The organism is Burkholderia sp. WTPI3 (assembly GCF_021483755.1).
GTDB lineage: Bacteria > Pseudomonadota > Gammaproteobacteria > Burkholderiales > Burkholderiaceae > Burkholderia.
The window spans coordinates 1-26,138 of sequence record NZ_JAGIXF010000026.1 but is presented as its reverse complement, the minus strand read 5'-3'; the positions used below and the strand labels follow the sequence as shown (position 1 = coordinate 26,138).

The 26,138-nt window shown below is 67.1% G+C and carries 24 protein-coding genes and 2 pseudogenes; 7 read left to right on the top strand and 19 right to left on the bottom strand.

The genetic code is table 11. The features are described 5' to 3' along the window. Window positions 1-16: 16 nt before the first annotated feature. From J7024_RS16450 to J7024_RS16440, 3 genes are read right to left on the bottom strand one after another with little or no spacing between them, the layout of a single operon-like run. Complete coding sequence (locus tag J7024_RS16450; RefSeq protein WP_175858167.1) at window positions 17-766, bottom strand: electron transfer flavoprotein subunit beta/FixA family protein; 750 nt, start codon at window positions 764-766, stop codon at window positions 17-19. A gap of 31 nt (window positions 767-797) precedes the next feature. After that, entirely contained in the window at window positions 798-1,937 is a 1,140-nt protein-coding gene (locus tag J7024_RS16445; protein WP_234745304.1) for an acyl-CoA dehydrogenase family protein, read from the bottom strand. Next, entirely contained in the window at window positions 1,930-3,204 is a 1,275-nt protein-coding gene (locus tag J7024_RS16440; RefSeq protein ID WP_124830079.1) for a CaiB/BaiF CoA transferase family protein, read from the bottom strand. Before J7024_RS16440 ends, J7024_RS16445 begins: the two co-directional genes overlap by 8 nt. A 119-nt stretch (window positions 3,205-3,323) precedes the next feature. Here J7024_RS16440 and J7024_RS16435 point away from each other — a divergent pair, with 119 nt between their 5' ends. Continuing rightward, window positions 3,324-4,235, top strand: a complete 912-nt coding sequence (locus J7024_RS16435) for a LysR family transcriptional regulator (protein ID WP_124830078.1) — start codon at window positions 3,324-3,326, stop codon at window positions 4,233-4,235. A 95-nt stretch (window positions 4,236-4,330) separates the two neighbouring features. Here J7024_RS16435 and J7024_RS16430 read toward each other — a convergent pair whose 3' ends face one another. Next, window positions 4,331-5,764: a nicotinate phosphoribosyltransferase gene (locus J7024_RS16430; RefSeq protein WP_124830077.1), complete on the bottom strand. Its 1,434-nt coding sequence runs from the start codon at window positions 5,762-5,764 to the stop codon at window positions 4,331-4,333. A 74-nt stretch (window positions 5,765-5,838) separates the two neighbouring features. After that, window positions 5,839-6,879 (bottom strand): bifunctional nicotinamide-nucleotide adenylyltransferase/Nudix hydroxylase, encoded by a 1,041-nt coding sequence (locus tag J7024_RS16425; protein WP_124830076.1) that lies wholly within the window; start codon window positions 6,877-6,879, stop codon window positions 5,839-5,841. A gap of 181 nt (window positions 6,880-7,060) precedes the next feature. Here J7024_RS16425 and J7024_RS16420 point away from each other — a divergent pair, with 181 nt between their 5' ends. Both J7024_RS16420 and J7024_RS16415 read left to right on the top strand, forming a co-directional pair. Further along, a complete protein-coding gene (locus J7024_RS16420; RefSeq protein ID WP_124830075.1) occupies window positions 7,061-7,513 on the top strand; it encodes a type II toxin-antitoxin system RatA family toxin in 453 nt (150 codons plus the stop codon). 214 nt (window positions 7,514-7,727) lie between these two features. Next, complete coding sequence (locus tag J7024_RS16415) at window positions 7,728-8,615, top strand: DUF4261 domain-containing protein (RefSeq protein ID WP_124830074.1); 888 nt, start codon at window positions 7,728-7,730, stop codon at window positions 8,613-8,615. 51 nt (window positions 8,616-8,666) lie between these two features. Here the strand turns inward: J7024_RS16415 and speD are convergent, their stop codons facing one another. From speD to J7024_RS16390, 5 genes are read right to left on the bottom strand one after another with little or no spacing between them, the layout of a single operon-like run. Next, window positions 8,667-9,050, bottom strand: coding sequence for an adenosylmethionine decarboxylase (speD, locus tag J7024_RS16410; RefSeq protein ID WP_124830073.1), 384 nt, complete (start codon window positions 9,048-9,050; stop codon window positions 8,667-8,669). Beyond that, window positions 9,047-9,193 carry a hypothetical protein gene (locus J7024_RS16405; protein WP_162840577.1) on the bottom strand — a complete coding sequence of 49 codons (147 nt, stop codon included), beginning with the start codon at window positions 9,191-9,193 and terminating at the stop codon, window positions 9,047-9,049. The genes speD and J7024_RS16405 overlap by 4 nt, the downstream gene beginning before the upstream one ends. Beyond that, entirely contained in the window at window positions 9,193-10,713 is a 1,521-nt protein-coding gene (locus J7024_RS16400; RefSeq protein WP_175751924.1) for a DUF4178 domain-containing protein, read from the bottom strand. Before J7024_RS16400 ends, J7024_RS16405 begins: the two co-directional genes overlap by 1 nt. Window positions 10,714-10,722: 9 nt before the next feature. Continuing rightward, window positions 10,723-11,757: an SPFH domain-containing protein gene (locus tag J7024_RS16395; protein WP_124830071.1), complete on the bottom strand. Its 1,035-nt coding sequence runs from the start codon at window positions 11,755-11,757 to the stop codon at window positions 10,723-10,725. A 26-nt stretch (window positions 11,758-11,783) separates the two neighbouring features. Continuing rightward, a complete protein-coding gene (locus J7024_RS16390) occupies window positions 11,784-12,170 on the bottom strand; it encodes a DUF350 domain-containing protein (RefSeq protein WP_175751921.1) in 387 nt (128 codons plus the stop codon). A 181-nt stretch (window positions 12,171-12,351) separates the two neighbouring features. On the opposite strand from J7024_RS16390, the gene J7024_RS16385 reads away from it, so the two are divergent. The 4 genes from J7024_RS16385 (at window position 12,352) to J7024_RS16370 (ending at window position 16,834) form a co-directional block, all read left to right on the top strand. Then, complete coding sequence (locus J7024_RS16385) at window positions 12,352-13,866, top strand: polyamine aminopropyltransferase (RefSeq protein WP_124830070.1); 1,515 nt, start codon at window positions 12,352-12,354, stop codon at window positions 13,864-13,866. Next, the gene (locus J7024_RS16380; protein WP_175751919.1) at window positions 13,866-15,485 is read left to right on the top strand and encodes an FAD-dependent oxidoreductase; all 1,620 of its coding nucleotides are present in this window, start codon (window positions 13,866-13,868) and stop codon (window positions 15,483-15,485) included. The genes J7024_RS16385 and J7024_RS16380 overlap by 1 nt, the downstream gene beginning before the upstream one ends. A gap of 146 nt (window positions 15,486-15,631) precedes the next feature. Further along, window positions 15,632-16,393, top strand: coding sequence for an N-acetylmuramoyl-L-alanine amidase family protein (locus J7024_RS16375; protein WP_175760670.1), 762 nt, complete (start codon window positions 15,632-15,634; stop codon window positions 16,391-16,393). A 51-nt stretch (window positions 16,394-16,444) separates the two neighbouring features. Then, entirely contained in the window at window positions 16,445-16,834 is a 390-nt protein-coding gene (locus J7024_RS16370) for a lysozyme inhibitor LprI family protein (RefSeq protein ID WP_124830067.1), read from the top strand. 90 nt (window positions 16,835-16,924) lie between these two features. On the opposite strand, the gene J7024_RS16365 is transcribed toward J7024_RS16370, so the two are convergent. The 9 genes and pseudogenes from J7024_RS16365 to J7024_RS16330 all read right to left on the bottom strand — a co-directional run. Further along, on the bottom strand, window positions 16,925-18,271 hold the full coding sequence (locus J7024_RS16365; RefSeq protein ID WP_124830066.1) for a glutamine synthetase family protein: 1,347 nt from the start codon (window positions 18,269-18,271) through the stop codon (window positions 16,925-16,927). Between the two features lie 151 nt (window positions 18,272-18,422). Next, window positions 18,423-18,980, bottom strand: coding sequence for a helix-turn-helix domain-containing protein (locus tag J7024_RS16360; protein WP_124830065.1), 558 nt, complete (start codon window positions 18,978-18,980; stop codon window positions 18,423-18,425). Between the two features lie 16 nt (window positions 18,981-18,996). Continuing rightward, window positions 18,997-20,286, bottom strand: coding sequence for an NAD(P)/FAD-dependent oxidoreductase (locus tag J7024_RS16355; RefSeq protein ID WP_175769981.1), 1,290 nt, complete (start codon window positions 20,284-20,286; stop codon window positions 18,997-18,999). Window positions 20,287-20,416: 130 nt separating this feature from the next. Beyond that, window positions 20,417-20,565 (bottom strand): annotated as a pseudogene (locus J7024_RS16350) (IS256 family transposase); the annotation flags it as partial. Continuing rightward, window positions 20,555-20,659, bottom strand: a pseudogene (locus J7024_RS37530) (transposase); the annotation flags it as partial. The pseudogenes J7024_RS16350 and J7024_RS37530, both read right to left, overlap by 11 nt. Window positions 20,660-21,316: 657 nt before the next feature. Next, window positions 21,317-22,507 (bottom strand): M20 aminoacylase family protein, encoded by a 1,191-nt coding sequence (locus J7024_RS16345; RefSeq protein ID WP_124830062.1) that lies wholly within the window; start codon window positions 22,505-22,507, stop codon window positions 21,317-21,319. A gap of 79 nt (window positions 22,508-22,586) precedes the next feature. Beyond that, entirely contained in the window at window positions 22,587-23,921 is a 1,335-nt protein-coding gene (locus tag J7024_RS16340) for a DUF3100 domain-containing protein (RefSeq protein WP_124830061.1), read from the bottom strand. 48 nt (window positions 23,922-23,969) lie between these two features. After that, window positions 23,970-25,487 (bottom strand): aldehyde dehydrogenase family protein, encoded by a 1,518-nt coding sequence (locus J7024_RS16335; protein WP_175751917.1) that lies wholly within the window; start codon window positions 25,485-25,487, stop codon window positions 23,970-23,972. 54 nt (window positions 25,488-25,541) lie between these two features. Then, window positions 25,542-26,138, bottom strand: a 597-nt coding sequence (locus tag J7024_RS16330; protein ID WP_234745303.1) for an NAD(P)-dependent oxidoreductase, incomplete at its 5' end; no start/stop codon positions are given.

Genomic DNA, 26,138 nt, shown 5'->3' with positions numbered 1-26,138 from the left:
TTCTTTGCGCTCCCTCTTACAGCACCTTGGCTTCGGTCTTCAGCTTCTCGACCAGCGTCTTCACGTCCGGCACCTTCACGCCGGCTGCACGCTTCGGCGGCTCGACCACCTTCAGCGTCTTCAGACGCGGCGCGACGTCCACGCCCAGCTCTTCCGGCTTCACCGTTTCCAGCGGCTTCTTCTTCGCCTTCATGATGTTCGGCAGCGTCACGTAGCGCGGCTCGTTCAGGCGCAGATCGGTCGTCACGACTGCCGGCAGTTGAAGCGACAGCGTTTCAGCACCGCCGTCGACTTCGCGTGCAACCGTGGCCTTGCCATCTGCAATCGTGACCTTCGACGCGAACGTCGCCTGCGGCAAGCCTGCGAGCGCCGCCAGCATCTGGCCCGTCTGGTTCGAATCGTCGTCGATCGCCTGCTTGCCGAGGATCACCAGTTGCGGCTGTTCCTTGTCGACCAGCGCCTTCAGGATCTTCGCGACCGCCAGCGGCTCGACGCTGTCGGTCGATTCGACGAGGATCGCGCGATCCGCACCGATCGCCAGCGCCGTGCGCAGCGTTTCCTGCGCTTGCGCAACGCCCACCGACACGGCGATCACTTCCGTTGCCACGCCCGCTTCCTTCAGACGCACCGCTTCTTCAACGGCAATCTCATCGAACGGGTTCATCGACATCTTCACGTTCGCGATATCCACACCCGTGTTGTCCGACTTCACGCGGACCTTCACGTTGTAATCGACCACTCTCTTCACTGGAACCAGAACTTTCACCACGCGTCTCCTTGTTCGATTTCACGTGCCGTCATGCCAGCATCGTGCGTGCAATCACCGTGCGCTGGATCTCCGACGATCCTTCGTAGATCCGCAGAATGCGGGCGTCCCGGACGAGTCGTTCGATCCGCATTTCGCGCGTGAACCCATAGCCGCCGTGGATCTGCAAGGCTGCATCGGTCACGAATGCCACCATCTCCGACGCATACAGCTTCGCCATCGACGCCATGTCGGTAAACGGCTCGCCGGCAGCACGCCGCGCCGCGGCCTGCAGCGTCAGCAGCCACGCGGCTTCGAGCTGCGTCTTCATGTCGGCGAATCGCCATTGCAGCCCCTGCTTGTTCGCGAGCGCCTCGCCGCCGACGTGACGCTGCTTCGCCCAGTCGATCGCGTCGCCGAGCGCGGCTTCCGCGATCCCGAGACTCGTCGCCGCGACGTCGAGCCGGCTGTTGTCGAGCACCTTCATCGCGGTGCGGAAGCCGCTCCCTTCGTCGCCGAGCCGGTTCGACGCCGGCACCACGCAATCGAACGCGACTTCGTGCGCGGGGGCGCCGTGAATGCCCATCAGCTTCTCCGGCGACGACACCGACACGCCGGGCGTATCGCGATCGACGACGAACGCGCTGATGCCGCGCGTCCCGAGCTCGGGCGAGGTTTTCGCATAGACGACGATGAACTGCGCGGCATCGGCGTTCGAGATGAAGTGCTTGACGCCGCGAATCCGGTAGTTGTCGCCGTCACGCACGGCCTGCGCCGTCATGCCGGCCGGATTGGAGCCGGCCTGCGGCTCGGTCAGCGCAAATGCGCCCAGCTTCGCGCCGCTTGCGGCGTCCGGCAGATAGCGCGCGCGCAACGCGTCGTCGCCGCCGATCAGCACCGAATCGGTCGCCAGATAGTGCGCGCCGATCATCGACGACGTCGCCGCGCACGCGTTCGCGATCTCGGCCAGCGACAGGATGATCGCGGCCGGCGACGCACCGATTCCGCCCCAGCGCTCCGGCAGATTCATCCCCATCACGCCGAGTTCGGCCAGCGCGGGCACGTAACGCGTGGTCGACGTCTCGTCGCGATCGACCTGCGCCGCGTGCGGTGCGAGTTCGGCTTGTGCGAAGCGGCGAATCGCGTCGGCCATTTCGAGGTCGGCGTCGGCGACGCCCAGTCGTTTAAGCATCGTTCATCTCCTGATGGGTTTCGGTCTGTCGCGACGGTTCGGCAGCGCCGCCGTACGCCATGCCGGGTGCCGCATGAATCACGCCGTCCTTCGCCAGTGCGGCGATCGTTGCGTCGTCGAGGCCGAGCACCTGCCCGAGCACGGCGTGCGTGTGTTCGCCGAGCTGCGGTGCGCGGGTCGTGCGCGTGTCGGGATACGCGGAAAACTTCAGCGGTTGCGCGGGCAACCGGATCGGCGAGCCGTCGGCCGCAGTGGCATCGACGAGCAGGCGCCGTGTGCGCGCTTGCTCGCTTTCGAGCGCTTGCCGGATGTTCCGGATCGGCGCGACCGGAATACCCGCCGCGGCCAGCGTCGCGTTGACCTCGTCGACCGAGCGCGCTGCGGCCCACTGCTCGATGTACGCGCGCAACGCCGCTTCGTGTTCACAGCGTGACGTGTCGGACGCAAAGCGCGCATCGTCGGCCAGCGCCGGCTGGCCGATCGTGTCGGCCAGCAAACCGAACAGCTTGTTGTTGAGTACCGCGACGACGAAATGGCCGTCCGCGGCGCGATATGCGCCGAACGGCGCGGACGTCGGATGGCGGTTGCCGACACGCCGCGGCGCAACGCCGGTGGTCGCATAACGTGCGACGAGTGCCGCGGTCAGGCTCATCGTCGCATCGAACATCGATACGTCGACGTGCGTGCCCTGTCCGGTTCGATCGCGCGCGACCAGCGCCGCGAGCACGCCCCATGACCCAAAAATCCCGCTGACCACATCGGACACCGAATCGCCGACGAGTGTCGGCTCGCCGTCGGGTGCGCCGGTCGCATCCATCAACCCGCACATCGCCTGCAGGATGATGTCGTACGCCGGCCGGCGCGATTCCGGGCCGGTCTGCCCGAATCCGGACACGCTCGCGTACACCAGCGCCGGGTTGCGCGCCGACAGCGTCGCGTAACCGATTCCGAGCCGATCGGCCACGCCGGGGCGAAAGTTCTCGACGACGACATCCGCGCCGGCGCACAGCGATTGCGCAAGCGCCTGCCCGTCCGACGTCTTCATGTCGATCACGACACTGCGCTTGTTGCGGTTCATCGCGCCGAACAACCCGCTCTCGCCGTTCGCGAACGGGCCGATCGCACGATAGTCGTCCCCCGCGGGCGGCTCGATCTTGATCACGTCGGCGCCGAGGTCGCCGAGCAACGCCGAACATAGCGGCCCCGCGAGCACCCGGGAAAAATCGATCACGCGTATGCCGTCGAGCGGCAGCCTGGACACAGTCACGGCATCTTTCTCCTGAAGGTCGGGCCGAGTCGGCCGATGCAGTGATTCTGTTCGAGCATGGCAATCAGATAAAATATCGGAATAAATTAACACCTATACGATTTTCATATGGGTACACCATGGCTCTGTCGCTGAGACTGCTTCGTTATTTCGTCGCCGCCGCCGAATCGGGCAGCACGACCGCCGCCGCGGTCCGGCTCAGCGTGTCGCAACCATCGATCTCGGTGGCAATCCGCGAGCTCGAAGCGCTGTTCGACGACCGGCTGTTCACGCGTGGCGCGGGCACACGGATGACGCTCACGCATTTCGGCGAACGCAAGCTCGCCGAGGCGCGCCAGTTGCTGGCGTCGGCGTCCGCATTCGCGACCGACGACATCGGCGACGAGCCGGGCGGTATCGTCCATATCGGCGTATTCAGCACGATCGCGCCGGTCTATTTGCCGCGCGTGCTGGAACTCGCGCAGCAACGCCATCCGCGCCTCGACATCCGTTTCGTGGAAGGCGATCTGGCTCAGCTCGATATGGCACTGCACAAGCAGCAGATCGATTTCGCGTTGATGTACGACGTCGGCCTGCCCGAAGACATCGAGCGCGAGTGCCTTGCCGAATTGCGGCCCTATGCGCTCGTACCGGCCGGGTCCGCGCTCGCTAAACGCAAGCGCGCGATTTCGCTGCGCGATCTCGCCGCGTATCCGGTCATCCTGATCGACCTGCCGCACAGCCGCGACTTCCTGATGGCGCCGTTCTGGCAATGCGGCTTGTCGCCGAATGTCCGCTATCGTGCGGTCTCGATCGAGCTGGTTCGGGCAATGGTCGCGAGCGGGCTCGGCGTGTCGCTGCTGATCACGCAAAGCCCGGCGGTCACGCGCTCGCCGCTCGTCGTCGAATGTGCGATTCGGGAATCGACCGTGATCCAGCCGCTGGTGATTGCGCGTCTGGGGCGTGCGGCACGCACGCGTGCGTCGGAAATCGCCGCGAGTTGTGTGCGCGACGCAGTCGCCGATGCGATGCGCACGCGCACCGGGCCTTGAAACAGCAGACGACCCGCAGTGCGCGGTGTGCCGGGTACGCGACACGACCCGGCATCGCCCGGGTGACGCGCTGCCGCATCACCCCAGCGCACGTTTCACCGCTCGCCCGCGTGCGCCCTCGCCCGCACCTCGGCGAACGTCGTATCGACCAGCATCCGCCCCGTGTCGAACACCGTTTCGAGCGCATCGTCCCACTCGCCTTCCAGCGCGCGATCGTCCCACGCGACCGGCAACGCCACGGTCCGGTACTCGCCCGTACGGCGATTGCGCAGCAACGTGAGCCGCCCCTTCTTCGAGCGCTTGCCCCGGTCGGTGACCGGATCCTTGCGCACGTCGTGCCACACGCCGTCGCGCCGGATCGCCGAGCACTTCATCGCGAAACGCTGCGTATCGCGATTCACCTGCTGCAGCAGCGCGCCGCCCATCCCGAACACGACGTTTCCGGCCGCATAACCCGCATCGTCGAGCGCGGCGAGAATCGCTTCGATCGACTGCTCGTCGACACCGTCGCCCTGAATCACGCGCACGCGATCGAGCACGCGCCGCCCCTTGCCGTTCACGGTCGAACCGAACGACGCGTCGAGCGCGCGCACGGTCTGCAGCACGATCGTCACCGGGTCGCCCGAATCGGGACGCACGACGAGCGTCGCGCCCGAGTCGATCACCGCCTGGCGCAGCGGGCCGCCCCACATTTCAAGGGCGGCGAACAGATCGTAGGAGTCCGATACGACTGACACGATCGCGCCGGGCAATCCGAAACGGTCGATCATGTTGCGGTACGCATCGGCCTCCCCGTCGCGCCCCCACGACGTGATCGTGCTGTGCTCGGCTGCCGGCACCGAATACGCAGCCATCGGCTCGCGGTAGAAGCGGTTCGCGGCCAGCACGCCGGGCACCGTGTCCGAACCCATGAAGCTCACGAGGTGCGCCGCGCCGCCGATCGCAGCCGATTCCGCGCTCGACACGCCGCGCGCGCCGAAGTCGTGCAGCTTGAACGGCAATTGCGCGAGATCGTCGTCGGTCTTCTCGAGAAAGCGGCGGATCGTCTGGCGCAGCTGCCAGCTGCGCGTGGCGACCGTCACCGGATACCACACGCGCAACAGCATCGTCTCGAGATACGACGCGAGCCAGAACACCTTCGGATCGTCGCATTCGACGGTCATCAGCACGTTGTGCACCGGAACGATCGAACCTTCGGGCACCGCGCGGATCTTCACGGGCAGATAGCCGTCGTAGCGCTCGACGACATGACGCCAGCCATCCTCGTTGAACGGCTCGCCGTGCACCGCGAAGAAATCGCGCGCGTCGTCGATCATCGCGTGCGTGACGGGCCGGCACAGATATTCCTTCAGCAGCATCTGCAGGCCGAAGAACAGCGTGCGGTCGTAGCGGCCGCCCCGCGATTCGACGTACGAGAACATCGCCTGCGCGTCGGGCGGGTATTGCAGGAAGTGGGAAGCCTTGTACGAATCCGTGTTGAGGATCGGATTGGCGAGAACCGCGGCAAAGCCGCCGGGAACGTGTTGCATGGCTAGAGCTCCTCTAGGCCGTTGAAGTGCCGCCGCGTCTGTCGCAGCGGACCGGTATCCGGGGAATCAACGGATCACAGCTTCCCCAGGAAGTGATACGCGATCTCGAAGTGATCCTCGAACATCACGTTGCGCATCTGCGCGAATTCGTTGAGCGGCACCCAGCGTGCCTTGTCGGCGTCGTCGCTGCCCTTCACGCGCGGCAGCTCGCCGGTCGGGAAATTGAACAGGCACGCATGCGTGATCGTGCGGCCGCGCAGCGAGCGGGCCGGATGATCGAACACCTGACGATCCCTGATCGAGCCGCGCAGCACCGGCTCCGGCAGCTTCACGCCCGTCTCCTCGCGCAGTTCGCGAATGCAGGCCGCATCGAGCCGCTCGTCCTGGTTCACGAATCCGCCCGGCAGCGCCCACAGGCCGCGGCCCGGTTCGCTGCGCCGGCGCACGAGCAGGATATGGCCCGAGTGAACGACCACCGCGTCGACCGTCACGAACGTGACCGGGTACGGCGCAGCCGACCACGCCTTGCGATACGCGGCGATGAATTCGGCCTCGGCCTTCAGCTGCGCGAAGGCCGGCTGGGTGCGAAAGCGTTCGAGCCAGCCGAACACGGGTTCCGGCACGGCCCATTGCACGAAGCTGTTGGTGCGTTCGGCGAAATACTGGTCGCGGATTTCGGTCGCGGAAATGTCTTCGGCCGCATCGACGTCGACGAGCTCCCATTGCGGGAACATCCGCAGGTAGTAGGATGTGGCGTCCTTCTCGTGGCCGATCAACCCGACCTTGCGCTGCGAGACGTCGCCGAGCGCGGACGCCACGGCATCCTGCACCCAGCGCACCCAGTCGCCGTCGTTGTACGTCGAATCCTGCACGGGCGCGATCGTCACGCGCTCGCGCTCGGACGGGTCGAGCAGCGAAACCAGCATCTGGCAGCGCTCGTCGAACGAAAACGGATCCTTGATGGTGCGGGGCTTGTCGGTCGATCCGATCAGCACGCACACGCGCCCGGCCCGGCTCAATGCCGACTTCAGCACATTCAGGTGACCACGATGCGGAGGCTGGAAACGACCAATGAAAACGAGCGCGTCGAAGCGCCGGTTCTGTTGCGTACTCATGAGGCTCCCTCAAGAGATTGAAACGCTTCGGGTCTTTCCCAAAGGCATGGATTCGATCCTAGGGGAATTCCCGGAGACCGTCAATCGAATCGCCGCTCGACTTGACGAAGTCTTAACAAGTGCGCGGCGCGGGCGGGTTACACTCGATTCCATCCCAATCCGCCTCCCTTCGCCCGCCATCATGAGGATCTCAGTCAGCCGGATCGTCGGTGTCGATCGCAGACGCCTCTTCACGTGGTCGCAGGACTACGGGCGGCGGCTCGTCTGGGACAGCTTCCTCTCCGACGCCTATCTGCTCGACGGGATGACGGCCGATGTCGGCATCGACGCGTTCTGCCGCAGCCAGTCCGGCGCGACTATGGTGTCGCGCTACATCTCGTACCGTCCGCCGCAGGTCGCGGCCATCGAAATGGTCGACGGGCCGAAGGTGCTCGAACGCTTCAGCGGCAGCTGGAATTTCACCGAACGCTCGGCCGGCTCGACGGAGGTGAAGTTCACGTATCACTTCCGCGTGCAACCGGCGTGGCTGCGCTGGCTGCTCGAGCCGCTGATCGGCGCGTTCTATCTCGTGCAGACGCGCCGACGTCTCGACTCGTTCAAGCGCTGGGCCGAAGCCGAAGCGTTGCCGCACTGAGCGACGCTCGCGCAACGCCGCACACGTGTGCGGCCCGGCATGACCGCATCACTTCCGCCCCAATGCGCCCGAACGCGCCATCGGGCATCGGTCGCGCATTTGCCAGATTCGCCGAACATGGGGAAACTACCGACGGCCGTCACCCCGACGGCGCGCCCTGACCGAGAGAACAGGGCTTTCCTGCCTGACACGGCATCGACACAAACATAATCCAATGAGCCTGATATCCCGATTCTTTGGCCGCAAGGACACCCCCGAAAACGCGGCCGCGCTGGTCGCAGCCGCCGACATCGACAATCCGCTGAGCGTGGCGGTGGTGTTCGACGGACCGCTGCAGGTCGATATCGACGCGCTGACAGCCGCGCTGCGCGCATACCACCCGAGCATGAGCCAGGCATGCGTCGAAACCGAACCGACGCTGGAGCAGGTATTCGGGCTCGCCGGCTGGAGCAACCACGTCGTCCGGCTGGTCGGCTTCGATGCACCCTATCCGTCGGACGCGCTGGAAGCGTGCGTCGCGCCAGCCCACTACGGACAAGACCTGAAGCAGCAGGTGCGTGCGAGCCGCAGCCACGTGATCCTTTACTACGCAGGCCACGAAGCGAACCCGCTCGACCAGTATGTCGCGCTGGCGGCCGTCGCCGGCGCGCTGGCCGGACAGAGCGGCCTCGCGGTGCTGAACGAGCGCGCGCATACGTCGTTGCCGGCCGGCGTCTTCGACGCGGAGGAACTCGGCGAAGAAAGCCTCGAAGTCCTGCGCGAAATCCCGCTGAACCTGTTCTTCTGCGGTTTCGTGAAGTACGAGGTCGAAGGCACCGAAGGCGTATGGATGCGCACATACGGCGCCGACGTGTTCGGCCTGCCCGATTTCGCCGCGCTGGCTGCAGGCCATCACGAGGGCGAACGGTATTCGGGCATCTTCAACAACGTGATGCATTACCTGCTGCAAAGCGGCGCGCGGATGCATGCGGGCGAAACGATGCAGGTCGGCGCCGACACGTTCATGAAGCTGCGCGAACCGCTCGAACACGAGTACTACCTGAAGGGGCCCGCGCAGGTGCTGGTGGCCGAACTGATCTCGGCCGACGAAATCAATCGCTGATTGCGGCGTATCGCGCGTCGCGAACGGTCACGCCGGGGTAACGACGTCCGCTCACGCGGATGCGACGCCGCGTGCCACCTGCTGCCGGACCTGCGCGTGCGTGCCGAGCGCGGCGGCGATCGCATCGACCGCATCGGCCGCCCGCGCGGCGCCGCACATGAAGGCGTCGACGGCCGCGAAGCCGTGCTCGGGCCAGGTATGAATCGTGATGTGCGATTCGGCGAGCAGCACGACGCCCGTCACGCCGCACTCGCCGCCAAAATGATGGAAATGCGCGCCGATCACGCGCGCGCCGGCCTGCCGCGCGGCGTCGGCGAGAATCGTCTCGAGCCGTCCGGCATCGCGCAGCAGCGCCGCATCGATGCCGGCCAGGTCGGCCAGCACATGCGAGCCGAGCGTTGCGCGCGGCGGAGCGATACTGTCGTGCGCCGTCATTTGTGCGACCCGTAGGACGAGTAGCCGCTGCGCGCGGACGAACTCCCCCACCCGCTGCCGCCCGAGCCGCTGCCGCCGATCGACGCGCAACTGAACAGCGTGACGACGATCAGCCCGTAGATGCCGTAGAGGATGTAACGCATCAGGAATCGCCTCCATCCGTTGCGAAACCCTTCCACAGCCATTCAGGCAGCCAAAGCACGAGCAAGCCGATCAGCACGTAGACGGAGCGGCCGCTGAACGAGAACAGCGAACCCGTGTTGAAGAACACGAGCAGCGCACTGAATATGAGCGGCAGCGGCGCGAAGCTGTGCGGATGCTTCGTGCCGAACAGGCCCGTCGGCTTCGCCGCGGAACCGGTTGCGGACACAACCGACGCGGTCGCGAGCGCCGGCGTCGCGAAGCGCTCGGCAAGCGCGCCGCCCGACAGCGGCTGCGCCCGCGACCAGACGATTTCCGCCGTGCTGCGCTCGCGCGTGAGCTTGTCCTTCTGCCAGCCGTAGTCGACGATCGACGTGCGGTCGCCCACCTGCACGCGCCAGTTGAATGCGCCGACCACGTACACCACTTCCGAGTCGTACGTCTCGCGCAACCGGTAAGTCTTCCCGCCTTCGGTCACGTCGGATTCGCCGCCGATCGTCGGCCAGTGGTCGAGCACCTGCACGCGCTCCCAGCGTCCTTCGCTCTGCACGAGCCAAAGGAAACCGCGCTTCGGGTTCAGCAACAGGTATTCGTCCCACGTCTCGTCGTCGCCCGGCACGCGGCAGCGCATCATGCCGATCACGGTGTACTTCACGCCGTCGAACGTGCCGGCCGCCCCGAGCTCCAGCGCGCCCTTCACCGCATCGAGCTTGCGCTGCGCGGCGAATACCGTCTTTTGCTCGGCCGTGCACTGCACGCCCGCGTGGCAACTGCCGCACACGACATAGTCGGCCACGTTCGGCGTATACGACAGCGGCGCGCCGCAGCTCGGACACGCGAACGGCACCATCGCCGCGCCGCGTTTCTCGCGCGTATCGGCTTCGGTATCGCGCAGCCCCGTGAACGCGAGCGCGTCGAATGCCAGCGCCTCGCCCGTATAGACGGCCGGACTTCCGCCATTCGCGTTCGCGTCGGAATAGTCGTAGGTCGCGAACGCGTTGCCGGTGCGCAGATCGACGACACGCGCTTCCCAGCCTGCATCGACGCGGAACGGCAACTCGCCGTCCCCGCCCGTGCAGCGTGCGGTACGGACGTCGGACACGAGATACGCACGGCCGCCGTGGTCGATCCGCATGCCGGGCTCGAGCGTGTTGAACGAGGGCCACGCACCGCCGGACGTACCGTCCGGCTCGCGCACCGTGACCGCATACTGGCCCGACGCATCGGACAGCCAACCGAATGCCCCGTCGTCGAAGACGACGTACCACTCGCTCCACGCGCCGGCGTCGTACGTCATCTGGATGCGCCCGAGCACCGTGAACGTGCGCTTGCCGTAGCGCCCGGCCGTGCCGATCTGGATCGGCGACGCGTCGTCGAGCACGGCGGCCAGCTCGCCGATGCGTTCGACGTCGGCGCCACGCTTGAGCAGCGTGCTGCGGCAGAACGCGCAGACGGCCATCACTGCCGCCGCCGAACGAAACTCGACCGGCGCGCCGCACTGGGGGCACGATGTACTGAACATGCGCGACGCTTACCGCGTGAGCTTCGCGAGGATTTCCGCCTTCGCGCGCGAATAGTCTTCTTCGGTCACGAGGCCCTTGTCCAGCAGCGCCTTCAATTGCTCCAGCCGCTGCACATAGTCCGTCGCCTCGGCCGGCTGCGCAGCGGCAACCGGTGCCGCAGCCGGCGCGGGCGGCGCCGGTTGCGCGGCTCCCGCGATCTGGCCGGCCATCGCCTGCCCGATCGCCGCGCCGGCCGCGAGCCCCGCGCCGACGCCCGCGATGCCGCCCGGGTTCTGCGCGGCAAGCGGAATCGCCTGCGCGGTCTGGTATTGCGTCGCGCGGGCGAGATCGCCGGCCATCCCCGCGCCGATCCGCAGGTCGAGCGCCTTCTGCAGCTCCGCGGGCAGCGACACGCTCTCGACCGCGAACGCGTCGAGCGCGAGGCCGTAGCGCGTGAATACCGGCACCAGCGCGTCGGCGACGCGCTGCGACAGCAGCGACTGGTTCGCGGCCATGTCGACGAACGGCACGTCGGCCGAGCCGAACGTCGTGCTCATCGCGGTGACGACCAGGTTGCGCAATTGCTGTTCGAGATCGTCGACCGTGTATTGCGCGCGCGTGCCGCTGACCTCGCGATGGAACGCGGCCGCATCAACGATCCGGTACGAATAGATGCCGAAGGCGCGCAGTTGCACGAAACCGAACTCGCGATCGCGGATCGTCACCGGCTGCGCGGTGCCCCAGCGCCGGCCGAGCTGCAGCCGCGTGCTGAAGAAATAGACATCCGACTTGAAAGGAGATTGAAAGAGTTTGTCCCAGTTCTTCAGGTACGTGAGCACCGGCAGCGTGCGCGTTTCCAGCTTGTACAGCCCGGGCTGGAACACGTCGGCGACCTTGCCTTCGTTGACGAAGATCGCGACCTGCGTTTCGCGCACGGTCAGCTGGCCGCCGTACTGGATCTCCTGGTCTTCCATCGGATAGCGCCAGGCCAGCACGCCGTCGGTGTCTTCCGTCCATTGCAGGACGTCGATGAACTGCTTGCGGATAAACGATCCCAGACTCATGTCGGTCTCCTCCAGCGCGTGGCGCGTCAGGTCAGGCAGGCGGCATTGATGATGCCGACGACGAGCGACGCGGTGCCCATTAGCCCGCCCATCGCGGCGTTGCGATCCTCGATTGCATGGTTCATGCCAGGAATCAGGCGCGTCAGCACCGCATAGGTGACGAGCTGCACGGCCATCGCGCCGACGGCCCACAGCACGACTTCACCGAGCGTCGAATTGTGCGCGATGCTGGACGCGAGCGTGAGGCAGAAGCCGACGAGCGCACCGCCGAACGACAGCGTCGCGGCCGCGTTGCCGTCGCGGATCAGCGCCAGTTCGTCGAACGGGGTGACCTTCAGGTACACTGCCGCGAACACAAAAAGCAGCACGAACGCCGACAGCAAATGAACCGCATAAAGATAGGCACTATTCATTCTTTTCCTCGGATTTTGTGCTCGGTTCGCTGCCCCGTCGCCGGTCGGCCCATGCGGCGCCGCCCCACGGTTGGCCGCCCCACGGTTGGCCGCCCCACGGTTGGCCGCCCCACGGTTGGCCGCCCCACGAAAATCCGCGCCAGTATATCCACATTGACGAACACTGCACAACGGATGCGCCATGCTGCATAAGCGTGCGCTCGTCCTGTCGATTCTCGTGCTCGCATCGTGCGGGCTCGGCTACGAACTGATCAGCAGCGCACTGTCGAGCTACCTGCTCGGCGACTCGATCCTGCAGTTCTCGTCGGTGATCGGCTGCTACCTGTTCGCGATGGGAATCGGCTCGTGGCTCGCGAAGTTCGTCGAGGACGACGACGTGCTCGACCGCTTCGTCGACATCGAGCTGCTCGTCGGCCTGCTCGGCGGCGTATCGGCCGCGCTGCTGTTCGCGGTGTTCGCGTGGCTGGCCGCGCCGTTCCGCGCGGCGCTCTACGCGCTCGTGCTCGCGCTCGGCCTGCTGATCGGGATGGAAATCCCGCTCGTGATGCGCGCGTTCCAGCAGCGCCGCCAGGCCTTCCGCCATACCGTCAGCGAAGTGCTGACCTTCGACTATCTCGGCTCGCTCGCCGTGTCGCTGATCTTCCCGATCGTGCTCGCGCCGCGTCTCGGCCTGCTGCGCACGAGCTTCCTGTTCGGGCTGCTGAACGCTTTCGTCGCGCTGTGGACCACGCACCTCTTTCGCGACGAGATCCGCAACGTACGCGGCAAGCTGATGCGCGCGTCGCTCGTGATCGGGCTGCTCGTCGCCGGCTTCGCGCTGTCCGACCGCATCACGCACTGGGCCGAGCACGGCGTGTACGGCGACGAGACGATCTATTCGGAAACGACGCCCTACCAGCGCATCGTGCTCACGCAGTGGCATGACGACATGCGGCTGTACCTGAACGGCAACCTGCAGTTCTCGTCGCGCGACGAGCATCGCTATCACGAGGCGCTGATTCACCCGACGATCGAAGCGCTGCCGTGGGCGAAGCACGTGCTCGTGCTCGGCGGCGGCGACGGCCTTGCGGTGCGCGAGCTGCTCAAGCACCGCAATCTCGAACGGATCACGCTCGTCGATCTCGATCCCGCGATGACGAAGCTGTTCTCGACCTCCGCGCCGCTCGTAAAGCTGAACCAGGGTTCGCTGAAGGATCCGCGCGTGCACGTGATCAACGACGACGCGGTGCGCTGGCTCGAATCGAACGCCGACGTGTACGACGCGATCGTCGTCGACTTCCCCGATCCGACCAACTTCGGGCTCGGCCGCCTGTATTCGGTGCCGGTGTTCCGCCTGCTCGCGCGCCACCTGTCGGAGAACGGCTATGCGGTGATCCAGTCGACGTCGCCGTATTTCGCGCCGCATGCGTACTGGACCATCATCGCGACGCTGCACGAAGCCGGGCTCAACACCTGGCCGTACCACTGCTATGTGCCGTCGTTCGGCGACTGGGGCTTCGTGATCGCAGGCAAGCGCCGCGACTTCACCATACCGACGCATTACTCGGTGCCCACGCGCTGGCTCGACGCGCAGACGGCCGTCGAGATGTTCCACTTCCCGGCCGACATGCCGGCGCTGTCGATGTCGCCGAACGAACTCAACGACCAGCCGCTCGTGCGCCGCTTCGACGACGACTGGAAGCACGTGCTGCGCTGATGGACCGCCGCACGTTCCTCGTCGCGTCCGCGGCCGCGTCGCTCGCCGCGTGCGGCCGCACCGGCTGGATCGAGACGACGCCGCGCGTCGGCTATCCCGGCATGCGCGAAGGCCATGCGTTGCGCGATCATGCAGCGCTGCCGGCGCCGTCCGGCACGATCGAAACCGACGTCGCGATCCTCGGCGCCGGCGCGGCGGGCCTGTCGTGTGCGTGGCAGCTCGCGCGTGCCGGCCACCGGCGCTTCGTCGTGCTCGCCGGCCCGGAATTCGGCGGCAATGCGGCCGGCGGCCGCTTTGGCGATCTCGGCTATCCGAAGGGCGCGCACTATCTGCCGCTGCCGTCGCTCGAATCCGCGCATCTGCGCGACATGCTCGCCGATCTCGGCGTGATCGAATCTGCACCGTTCTCCGCACGCCCTGTGTACGACGAGCGCGTGCTCGTGCACGCACCCGACGAGCGGCTGTTCATCAACGGGCAGTGGCAGGACGGCATCGTGCCGACGGCCGGCCTCGGCGCCGATGCGCTCGCGCAGCAAACGCGCTTCTTCGCGTACACGGACAGCCTGCGCACCGCGCGCGGCGCGGACGGCCGCAAGGTGTTCTGCATTCCGATCGCGGAATCGTCGCACGACCCGCAGTGGCGCTCGCTCGACCGGCGCTCGTTCCGGCAGTGGCTGTTCGACGAGGGCTACACCGCGACCGCGTTGCACTGGTATCTGAACTACTGCTGCCGCGACGACTACGGCGCGGGCTACGAGCACGTATCCGCATGGGCCGGCCTCCACTACTTCTCGTCGCGCGGCGGCCATGCGCGCAATGCAAGCGACGGTGCGGTGCTGACCTGGCCCGACGGACTGCACACGATGGTGGCGAAGCTGAGCGATTCGATCACCGTGCGTACCGGTTCGAACGCATGGTCGCGCGACGGCTTCGCGGTTCATGCAACCGAACGCACGGGCGGCGTCGACGTGCTGTGCGCGCACGTCGGCAACGACGGCACGCTGTCCACCTTTACGCTGAAGGCGCGGCGCGTCGTCAGCGCGATGCCGCTGTTCGTCGCCGCGCGGGTGTTTCCGCAGCTTCAGGCCTCCGGCTTCGATCCCGCACGCGACCTGCCGCCGCGCGCGCCGTGGCTCGTGTCCAACTTCCTGCTCGACGGGATGCCGGCCGAGGAAGCCGGCGTACCGCTCGCGTGGGACAACGTCGTCTACGACGGCGCGGGGCTCGGCTATGTCGTGTCGACGCATCAGCTGATCCGGATGTCGCCGCCCACGCGTTCGGTGTTCTCCGCGTATCAGGCGTTGAGCACCCGCACGCCCGACGACACGCGTCGCTGGCTCGCGCAGGCGAAGCCCGATGCGCTGCGCGAGCAGGCGGCGATCGACCTGCAGGCCGTGTACGGACGCGCGCTGTGGAAGCATGCAGCGGCGCTCGAGATCACCGTGCGCGGCCACGCGATGGCGACGCCGGACGTCGGCTTCCTGAGCCGGCCGGGGCTACTCGCGCTGCGCGATGCCGACGGCCCCGTGGTGTTCGCGCATGCGGACCTGTCGGGACTGTCGCTGTTCGAGGAAGCGTCGTACTGGGGCATGCTCGCAGCCCGGCGCGTGCTCGCCTGAGCACCGGCTTGCGCCCGCACGGCCGCGGCCGTGCCGTCATTGCACCGCCGCTGCCACCCGTTATAATCGCGCGACATTCCGACTGCATCGAGCAGGCCGACGGTGCCGCGCCGTTCGACGCGCCGTAGCCCTCTTCGACGACAACAATGACAAACCGAACCCTCCGACGCCTGCGCCCGCTCGTGCATGCCGCCGCGAGCCTGCTCGCATGGGCGCCGTTGCTCGGCGCACCGCTGGCGGTGCACGCGGCCGACAACGCGAGTGCCGACGCACGGCCCGCATCGGGCCGCTACATCGTCGTCGATACCGGCCATACACCGGCCCATCCGGGCGCCACCGGCGCGAGCGGCCGCGTCGAATACCGGTACAACCTCGACCTGTCCGCCGCCGTTGCCGAAAAACTCGCCGCGCAAGGCGACCGCGTGCTGCGCACGTCGGCCGACGGCCGCGAGATCGCGCTCGACCAGCGTTCGACGCAGGCGCCCGACGCGAACCTGTTCATATCGATCCATCACGATTCGATGCAGCAGCAGTTCATCGACGCGGGCCGGCAACGCGAATTCCGCGGGTTCGCGGTGTTCGTGTCCGAGCGCAATCCCCACTACGCGGAAAGCCTGCGTTGCGCGAAAGCGATCGCCGAACGGCTGGTCGCGACCGGCGAACGGCCGTCGCTGTACCACGCGCAGCCGATCAAGGGCGAGAACCGCCCGCTCGTCGATCCGCAACTCGGCATTCACCGCTTCGACGATCTGGTCGTGCTGCGTACCGCACCGATTCCGGCCGTGCTGGTCGAGGCCGGCGTGATCGTCAATCCCGACGAGGAAAAGCGGCTCGCGCAACGCGAGACGATCCAGCGTCTGGCCGCCGCGATCGCGGGCGGCGTCGACGCTTGCACGGCGGCCCGATAACCGGCAACGGCGACCGATTCCAACGGTTTTCACCCACCGAGGAGCATCACCATGAAAAAGAAGAATCTGCTCGCATCCTGCGCACTGCTGGCGCTTGCCGTTCCGTTCGCCGCACACGCGGCCGGCTGTGCAAAGCCGCACAGCGCGTTCGATCAGGTGTATTGCAGCAGCACGCAATTTTCCCAGGCCGACCGCGACCTCAACGACGAGTACGGCCGCCTGCGCAAGCAACTGAGCGGCGACCAGCAGGCCACGCTGAAGGCCGGCCAGCTCGCCTGGCTGAAGCAGCGCGACGCGCAATGCAGCGAGACGCGCAACAACGGCTACCTCGTCGATCTGCAGTGTGCAACCGACATGACGCAGTCGCGCCTGTCGTTCCTGCGCGAACGCGAGCGCGAATGCTCGAGCACGGGATGCGTGGCGTCGAAGCTCGGTGAGTAACGGGGTTTTCGCGTACCTTGTCGCGATGCGTTTCGCGGCGGGGCGCTGATCGATCATGCGAGATGCGCGGCGGGGTCGCGCGTCTCGCCGTCACAGAAACCACCGATACTCCCGCGCGCCGATCTCGTTGCGGAAATCCAGCTCTTCCTGCCGCTTGTTCTCGCAATACACCATCACGAACTCGCTGCCGAGCCCGTCGCGCACGGCCGCGTGATCCTGCATCGCCGCGACGGCTGACAACATCTCCTTCGGGAAATCGATCCCGCTGCCGCGATCGTCGTTGAGCGGCGCAATCGGCTCCTTTCGTGCATCGAGCCCGTGCTCCATCCCGGCGAGGATCGCTGCGAGCACCAGGTACGGATTCGCATCCGCGCTCGCGAGCCGATGCTCGATGCGCAGGTTGCGCGCATCCGACTCCGGAATCCGGATGCACGCGTCGCGATCCTCGAAACCCCAGCTGGCGCGGCTCGCCGCGTTCACCATCGATCCGTAGCGCCGGAACGCATTGTGATTCGGCGCGAACACCGGCATGCAGTGCGGCAGCAGCGCGAGGCAACCGGCCACCGCATGCCGCAACGGCCGCTGCCTGTCCGCGGCGAGCAGGTTGCGACCGGCTTCGTCGTACAGGCTCACATGCACGTGCATCCCGCTGCCCGGCGCGTGCAGATACGGCTTGCCCATGAAGCTCGCGCGATAGCCGTGCCGCAACGCGACGCCGCGCGTGCTGCGGCAGAACAGCGCCGACCAGTCGGCCGCGCGCAACGCGTCGTCGGTGTGGCCGAAGTTGATCTCGAACTGGCCGGGGCCGAGTTCGGCCGTGATCACCGTTGCGTCGACGCCCTGCTCGCACGCGGCCTCGACCATCTCGTGCAGTACCTCGGAAAAGCGCGACAGGCGCTCGATGTGCATGTTCGGCTGATCGTCGCGGTCGTCACTCAAGCGGTCGCGCGGATACTGCGGCATCCCGCCCTCGAGCTGCGCCGCGAACAGGTAGAACTCCAGCTCGAACGCGACAACCGGCCGGATCCCGCGCGCCGCGAACCGCCGCAGCACGCGCGCGAGCACTTCGCGCGGCTCGAACTCGATTGGCGCGTCCGTGCCGTCGGAACTGATCAGCATCTGCGCGAGCGGCTGACGCTCCCAGCGCACCGGCTTCAGCGTGCCCGGAATCAGCCGGCGCGGCGCGTCGGGGTCGCCGTCGTTGAAGCAGTAATCGCCGATCTTGTAAAGGCCGCCCTGCGTGCCGAGCAGCACGCAGTTCTGCGGCAGCTTCAGCAGCGAACCCGCCGCGACCTTCTCGAGTGCATCGATCGGATAGCGCTTGCCGTAGAAGTGTCCGGGCAGGTCGAGACAGATCAGGTCGACATAACGGATCTCGGGGTGCGCCTGCCGAAAGGCGCGCACTTCATCGACCAGCACGGTAACGACGTCAGCCATGTCTCATCCTTTCCATGTTCTGTATGGCGGTGCCGCCTTGCGGCGACCCGGATTCATCGGCATGCGTCAATGCTCCATGCCCGATGTCGATCAGTACTGCAAACCAGCACGCCGGCAACGCGGCGGCCCGCCGGGCCGCCCTGCCGGCAACTCAGGTAAACACCCAGATCACGCGCGTCGGCGCATCGCTCAGGTTCGCATACCGGAAGCGCTTGTGCGCAGGCAACTGGAACGCGTCGTTCGGGCCGAGCGTGACAGGCATGTCGTCGCCGTCGATCCAGATCGTCAGTTCGCCTTCAAGCACGAAGCCGCCCTGCTCGTCGCTGTCGTCGACCGGCCGCTCGCCGCTGCTCGCGCCCGGCGCGAGATGGCTTTCGAGGATCGAGAAGCGCGAGCGCATGTTCGGCGACACGAGAATGTCGGTGATGCCGGCCGCGTAATACACGGTGCGCCGCTCGTCGGGCCGCGTGACCCACGGCACGCTGCGCGGCTTGCTCAGGCTGTAGAAATACGTGGTCGGCACGCCGAGCGCCTCGCCGATCGCGGTGAGATCGGCCACCGTCGGGCGCGACAACCCGCGTTCGACCTGCGACAGAAACCCGACCGAGCGGCCGATCCGTTCGGCGAGATCGTTGAGCGTGACCTTGCGATGCTTGCGCAGATCGCGGATCAGGATCGCCAGACTTTCTATTTCTTCCTGTTCGTTCATGTTGGAATCCGGTGCGTCAGACGGTATCGCGCAAACGGTACCAGGCCTTGCCGATCGCTTCCATCGGCGCGGCGAGGCGGTCGCCGCCGGGGAAGCGCGGGTTGCGAATGCGCTGGTACTGCGCGAGCAGGCGGTCGTCGCCGAGCACGGCGTCGGCGACCGCGCGCGCACCGGCGAGCGTCGGCAGCACGCCGTGTCCCGAAAAGCCCTGCAGCCAGTAGCGCTGGCCGTGACAGCCGATGTCCGGCGTGCGCCGCATGCTGATGTCGATGTGGCCGCCCCACGCGTAGTCGAGCGGCACACCGCTCAGTTGCGGAAACACGCGTTCGAGGTGCGAGCGCGTCGCCGCCGCGATGTCGGCCGGTATCCCGCCGAGATACGTGCAGCCGCCGCCGAACAGCAGCCGGTTGTCGGGGCTCAAGCGGAAGTAGTCGGGCACGAACTGGTTGTCGATCACGCAACTGTTCCGCGGCAGCAGCGAGCGCGCAACGTCCGGGGCAAGCGGTGCAGTCGCGACCTGGTACGTGCCGACCGGCAGCAGCCGGCGCGACAGTTCGGGATCGAGCCGGTCGACGTATGCGTTGCACGCGAGCACGAGCACGTCGGCGCGCACTTCGCCGTGCGCGGTGCGCGCAACATGGCCGCCCGCCGTCTCGCGACAATCGAGCACGCGGCTGCGTTCGAAGATTCGGCCGCCCGCGCGTTCGATCGTCTGCGCGAGGCCAAGCGCGAGCTTCAGCGGATTCAGGTGTCCGGCTTCGGGATCGTAGAGCGCGGCCCGATAGCGCGCGCTGCCGATCCACCCGGACATCTCGTCCTGCCCGATCACGCGCAGCCGGTCGTAGCCCCACCGCTCGGCCGCTTCGTCGCGGGCCTGCGCGAGCATCGCCACGCGGCGCGGCCGCACCGCCGCCCACAGGCTGCCGGGCCGGTAGTCGACGTCGAAACCGTGTCGTGCGGGCAACTCGCGCACTTCGGCCGCGGCCCAGCGCATGCTGTCCCACAGCACGCGCGCGCCGTCGCGGCCGAGCGAAGCCTCGAGCGGCTGCATGTCGCACGACCAGCCGAGCAGCGCCTGCCCGCCGTTGCGGCCCGACGCCGCCCACGCGACGCGGCTCGCTTCCAGCACGACCACGCGCTTGCCCGCGAGCGCGAGGCGCAACGCCGTATGCAGCCCGCTGAACCCCGCGCCGACGACCAGCACGTCGGCGTCGATGCGCTCATCCAGTTCGGGACGATGCGGGATCGGCGCCGGGTAGGTGCCGGCGTAGTAGCTTGCGACGTGACGGTCGGACTGCACGAACATGCGGACTCCCGTGAAATTTTCGCCGGTTAATTTCATGAAAAATTAGCACGGCAATTTCACAGAAGCAAGGGGAAATGATGGATGACGCGGGAGTCCGACGAACTATCGTTGCGCTCATTTCAGGCGGTTTCAGGATGGCGAACAGGTTCATAGTCTCCTTCCCGTCATGAGCAGCCCCCAACCGGCAGTGATGTTGCGCAGTGCCAGCCAGATGAGCCTGGTTGCAGCCTCATCGGTTGGGAAGTGTCCTCGAGTCTTGATGATCTTGCGCAACGGTGCGCACCACGGCGTCTTCGCGAATCTTTGATCCGCGCGCGTCAAAGAACACCACCGGATACATTGGTTCGAGTGGCCGCGCTTGCCAGGCAGTCAGCGTCAATGCAGACCGCTACCATCAACCCGAAAAGCAGGGATTGAAGTTTCGATCCGTTCCAGTTACCCGAAGAAAATCGTTGCGCTTACATCCAATTTGCCGCTCACCGTTCGTACGCGCACTATGAGCTTGTCACGGGCGGCATGCCCCATCAAGCGGGTCGCGGGCTACTGCACAATCTCACACTCTTGAAGGTGCATTGGCAGAATTGGTGAACACACCTCAGTCATATTGTTGCGCCAAAGCATCACGGCGGACACGACGAGAAACTCGCTCTCGGCCTTTGCCGGCTGTGCCGCCGGGAATTCACGCGCTAGCAGTATCTGCGGTCACGGTTAGCAGAAACTTCGAATACCGAATAGTATCCGACGCTCCTTCGGCCTCTCGGCCGCGATTACGAACCGACGACAGGGAAGTTTGAACCCGAACGTGTTCGTCTCGAAAGTGTCGTTCTCGCTCATGTTTATGCAACCTCCGATGCCTTGAGGAAACGTGGCATGGCCAGGGTTGCTCTGCATGTGCTCAAAGCCCCTGCGCATGGGTGATTGCGGCCCCCTCTCGTCGAATCGAGGTTTACCAACGAGCGCCACCCATACCGGGACCACCCCGGCGGCGCTCGTTGATCACGAACTGCCCCGAAAAGTCGGCACCGCCCCGCTACCGCCCCAAAACCCGCTCCACCAACCTCACGAAATAACTCGCCCCGACCGGCAGCAAGGCATCGTTGAAGTCATAACTGGCGTTATGCAGCAGGCAAGGCCCGCCGCCATGCCCATGCACGCGATGATCGCCCACCCCATTCCCGAGAAACGCATAACAACCCGGCTTCTCGCGCAGCATGAACGAGAAATCCTCCGCCGCCATGGTCGGATCGACGGCTGCATTCACATGCGCGTCGCCCACGACCTCGCGCATCACCGCCACCGCCACCGCTGTCTGTTCGGCGTCGTTCACGGTAGCCGGATACTGGTGCTGGAAATCCACCTCGCTCTCGCAATCGAAGGCCGCGGCCGTCGCGGCCACCACGGCGCGCATGCGCCTCTCGATCAGGTCGAGCGTCGCATCGGAGAAGGTCCGCACCGTGCCGCCGAGCCAGGCATCGGTCGGCACCACGTTCATTGCCTCGCCCGCATGCACCTGCGTGACCGACAGCACCGCGCCGTCGATCGGATTTCGGTTGCGCGTGACGATTCCCTGCAGGGCGCTCAGCACCTGCCCCGCCGCGAACACCGGGTCGCGGCCCAGGTGCGGCATGGCCGCGTGGCAGCCGGCACCGCGCAAGTTGATCCGGAACAGGCTGGTCGAGGCCATCAGCGGCCCCGGCCGCACGGCGAAATCACCGGCCGCGATGCCGGGCCAGTTGTGCAGCCCGAACACGGCATCCACCGGAAAACGCTCGAACAGGCCGTCCTCGATCATCGCGCGCGCGCCGCCGCCCGACTCCTCGGCCGGCTGGAAGAACAACTGCACGGTGCCGTCGAACTCGCCATGCCGCGCCAGATGGCGCGCGGCCCCCAGTAGCATGGTGGTGTGCCCGTCGTGGCCGCAGGCATGCATCGCGCCGGGCACCGTCGAACGATGCGCGAAGGTATTGGCTTCCTGCACGGGCAGCGCATCCATGTCGGCGCGCAGGCCGATCGCGCGCGCGCTGCCGCCGCGCTTCAGGGTGCCGACCACGCCGGTGCGGCCGACGCCGCGCGTGACGGCATAACCCCATTGCTCGAGCCGCTCGGCGACGAGTTCGGCGGTACGGAACACGTCGTAGCCCAGTTCGGGATGGGCATGGATGTCGCGGCGGATCGCCGTCAGTTCGTCGGCGTGCGCGACGATGGAATCGATCAGTTTCATGCGGATGGGAGCGCTCTTGTCGGTCGTCGCGGCACGGCGGCGGGCCGGTCCATGCCGCCCGCCGCCGCGCCGCGAGGCATCAGATATGGAACAGCTGCGCCACCAGGGTCGCGCCGATGAAAGTGCCGGCATTGGCCACGAAGGACACCAGCACGATGCGCCAGCCGAGCCGGCGGAAGGCCGGGATGTCCTTGGCAATCGACAGCCCCGCGAACACCAGCATCGGCGTGGTCACCCCGAGGAAATCGTTGTGCGAGCTGAGCGCGGCGATCTGCGAAGCCCACGGGCACCACGGCGAGGTCAGGAACATCGCCACCACCGATACCCAGCAGACCGCCGGAATCCGCCGCCCCGCTACGCGCGCCAGCGCATCGCCGACGATCGTCGCGCACACCATGATCGCGATTCCCGGCAGCCCCACCAGCGGTGTGGTGCCGTGGGCGATCCAGTCGCACACCAGCGCCATCGCGGCCGTCACGATCCAGGCCAGCAGCTTGCCGCCGTAGCCGAGCGCGGGCGCCTCGGTCCGCACTTCGCCCAGCGACGGGCTGGCCGCCTCGGGCTGCGCCGATGCCTTGGTGGTGCGGCCGATCAGCGGCTCCAGCACGCGATAGCCCCAGACCGCGAGCGGCAGCGAGATGAACAGCGTGAAGTAGGTACCGATGGTGGTGGTGATCAGGTTGCTGGCCGCGGCGAAGGCGAGCACCGATTTCGCCGTCTCCGGGTCCTGCTGCGCGGCGATCGCGCCCGAGGCCGCCGCCATCATGCTGCCCGAGCCGACGCCCGAACCCATCGCCAGCGCGAGTGGATCGAAGATGCCGAGGCTGCTCACGAAACCCGCGAACACGGCGATGAACACAGCACCGAACACGGTGCCGGTCAGGTACTCGGCCAGCACGCCGCGACCCTCGGCCGAATCCATGCCGTACTTCTCGCCGATGATCGCCAGGCTCGGCTCGCGGCCCACCGAGAAGGTCGCGCCAATCGCCTCGCGCTTGATGCCGAGCAGCAACGCGAGCGGCAGGCCGAGCAGGATGGTGCCAACGAAGTGGCCGAATTCCTGAAAGGCCAGCGCCCAGCCCGCCGAAGCCAGCTTGGGCAGCGCACTGCCCACCATCAGCCCGAGCTTGGAGACGAACAGCAGCAGCGCCGGCTGCAGGATCGCGGCCGCGAAGAACTGGTCGGGCACGCTCAGGCGCGCACTGCTGTTCCAGCGCGCGCTGGCCAGCCCCACCGCGGCGCCGAGCAGCAGCGCCCAGATCATCGGCAGCAGCACGACCTTGCCCGGTCCGAGCTTGAACGTGAACGAGCCGATCCATTCGGCGACCAGCAGAATGCCGGCCGCGTAAAGCAGGACCTTGGCGGTGGCCGCGCCGCCAAGCTCGCGGCGTTCGATACCAAGTGCGTGTTCCATGACGAGTCTCCCCTTGAAGCCCGGCTGCCGTCGAATGCGGGCCGGTAGTTACAGATAACCGAACGCGGTGGGCGGCGCTTCAGCCGTCTCGACCCATACGCTCTTGGTCTGCGTGTATTCGTACAGTGCCTCGACCCCGCTCGAGCGGCCGTAGCCGCTCATGCCGTAGCCGCCGAACGGGGAGGCTACGTTGATGGTCTTGTAGCCGTTGATCCAGAAGGTGCCGGCATTCACCTGCGCGGCCAAGCGATGCGCGCGCGCCACGTCGGTGGTCCAGGCCGCGCCGGCCAGGCCGAAGTCGGTGTCGTTGGCGATCGCGATCGCCTCCTCCTCGGTGTCGAACGGGATGGCGGCCACCACCGGACCGAAGATCTCGGTGCGCGCCACCTCCATCGCGTTCGACACACCGGCCAGCACGGTGGGCGCCACGAAGTAGCCGCCGCGGCCCTCCCCGACGCGCTCGGCCGAGCCACTGGCGAGCCTGGCGCCAGCCGCCACGCCGCTCTCGATCATCGACATCACGTGGTCGTACTGCTTGCGATTGTTGATCGGGCCCACCTCGGTCGCATCGTCGAGCGGCGCGCCGACACGAATCTTCTTCGCCCCGGCAGCCACCATCGCGACGAAGTCGTCGTAGACGGCGCGCTGCACCAGCAGACGCGAGCCGGCCACGCAGCTCTGGCCCGCGCCGGCGAAGATCGCCGCCTGGGCGGTCAGCGCCGCGCGCTTGAGGTCGGCATCGGCGAACACGATATTGGCCGACTTGCCGCCCAGCTCCAGCACGCAGGGCAGCACGCGGCGCGCGGCGGCCTCGGCGATGCGCGCGCCGGTAGCCGGCGAGCCGACGAACACCACCTTGCTCACCACGCGATGCGCGATCGCGGCCTGCCCGGCGGTGTGACCGGCGCCGGCCAGCACGTTGACCAGGCCGCGCGGCAGCCCGGCCCCCTCGCCGAGCCTGGCGAGCGCCAGCGATGTGAAGGGCGTCAGTTCCGAGGGCTTGAGCAGCACGCCGTTGCCCATCGCCACCGCGGGCGCCACCTGCCAGCCGCAGGTGAACACCGGCGCGTTCCAGGGCGTGATCTGCAGCACCACGCCGGCCGGCTCGCGGCGCGTGTAGTTGAGGTGCGAGGTCGGCACCGGGATCACGCTGCCGTAGAACTTGTCGGTCCAGCCCGCGTAGTACTCGAACATCTCCGCGACCTTGGCCACCTCGCCCCGGCAGTCGCGGATCGGCTTGCCCGAGCCCAGCGCCTCCAGCCGCGCGATCGCCTCGGCCTCGGCGCGGATCGCGCGCGCCACCTCCTGCATCACGCGGCCGCGCGCGGCATGCGTCAGCGCCCACCATTCGCGCTGCGCGCGGCGCGCGCTTTCGGCGGCATGGCCGATCACGGCTGCGCCGGCGTCGCGATAGGCGAGCGTGGCCTCGCCCGTCGCCGCATCGTAAAGCTGGATCGTGTCCCCCTGGCCGGCGACGAGTTCGCCGTCGATATACGAGCCGATCGTGGCGGCACCGGGGAAGAAATGCGCGAAGGCGGCGAGCAACTGGTCTGCGTGCTGGGTCATGTCAGGTTTCCGTATAGGTGAGTCGAGCGGGATCGTGGCGCGGGCTGCCGGGCCTCAGGCAGGGTCGAGGAAGTCGACGATGCGGTTGAAGTCCTCGCCGTCGGCGACGGATACCTCGCTGGCGGCCCACACGCGCGCCGCCTCGCGCGCTACCGGCGCAACGCTGTCGAACTGATCGAGCAGGCCCAGCGCGAGCCGCACGTCCTTGCGCATCAGCTTCATGGTGAAACCGGAATCGAACTTGCCGTTGAAGATCCAGGTCGGGTAGTTGGTCAGCGTCGCGCTGTTGCGGCCGGAGCCGCCGTTGAGCGCCTCGACCAGCTTTTCCGGATCGACGCCGGCCGCGCGCGCGGTGCGCACCGCCTCGCTGGCGACCAGCAGGTGCACGCCGGTCAGCAGATTGTTGAGCAGCTTGGTGACGTGGCCGGCGCCCACCGGGCCCACATGCACGCGCTTGGCGCTGATCGTCGCGAGGATCGGCTCGATGGCCGCGATATCGCTGTCCGAGCCGCCCAGCACCATGGTCATGGTGGCGGTGGCCGCGCCCTTCGGGCCGCCGCTCACCGGGCCGTCGACGAAGCCGATGCCACGCTCGGCCAGGGCCGCCGCCACGCGCCGCGTGCTGTCCGGATCAGCCGTGGTGGTGTCGAT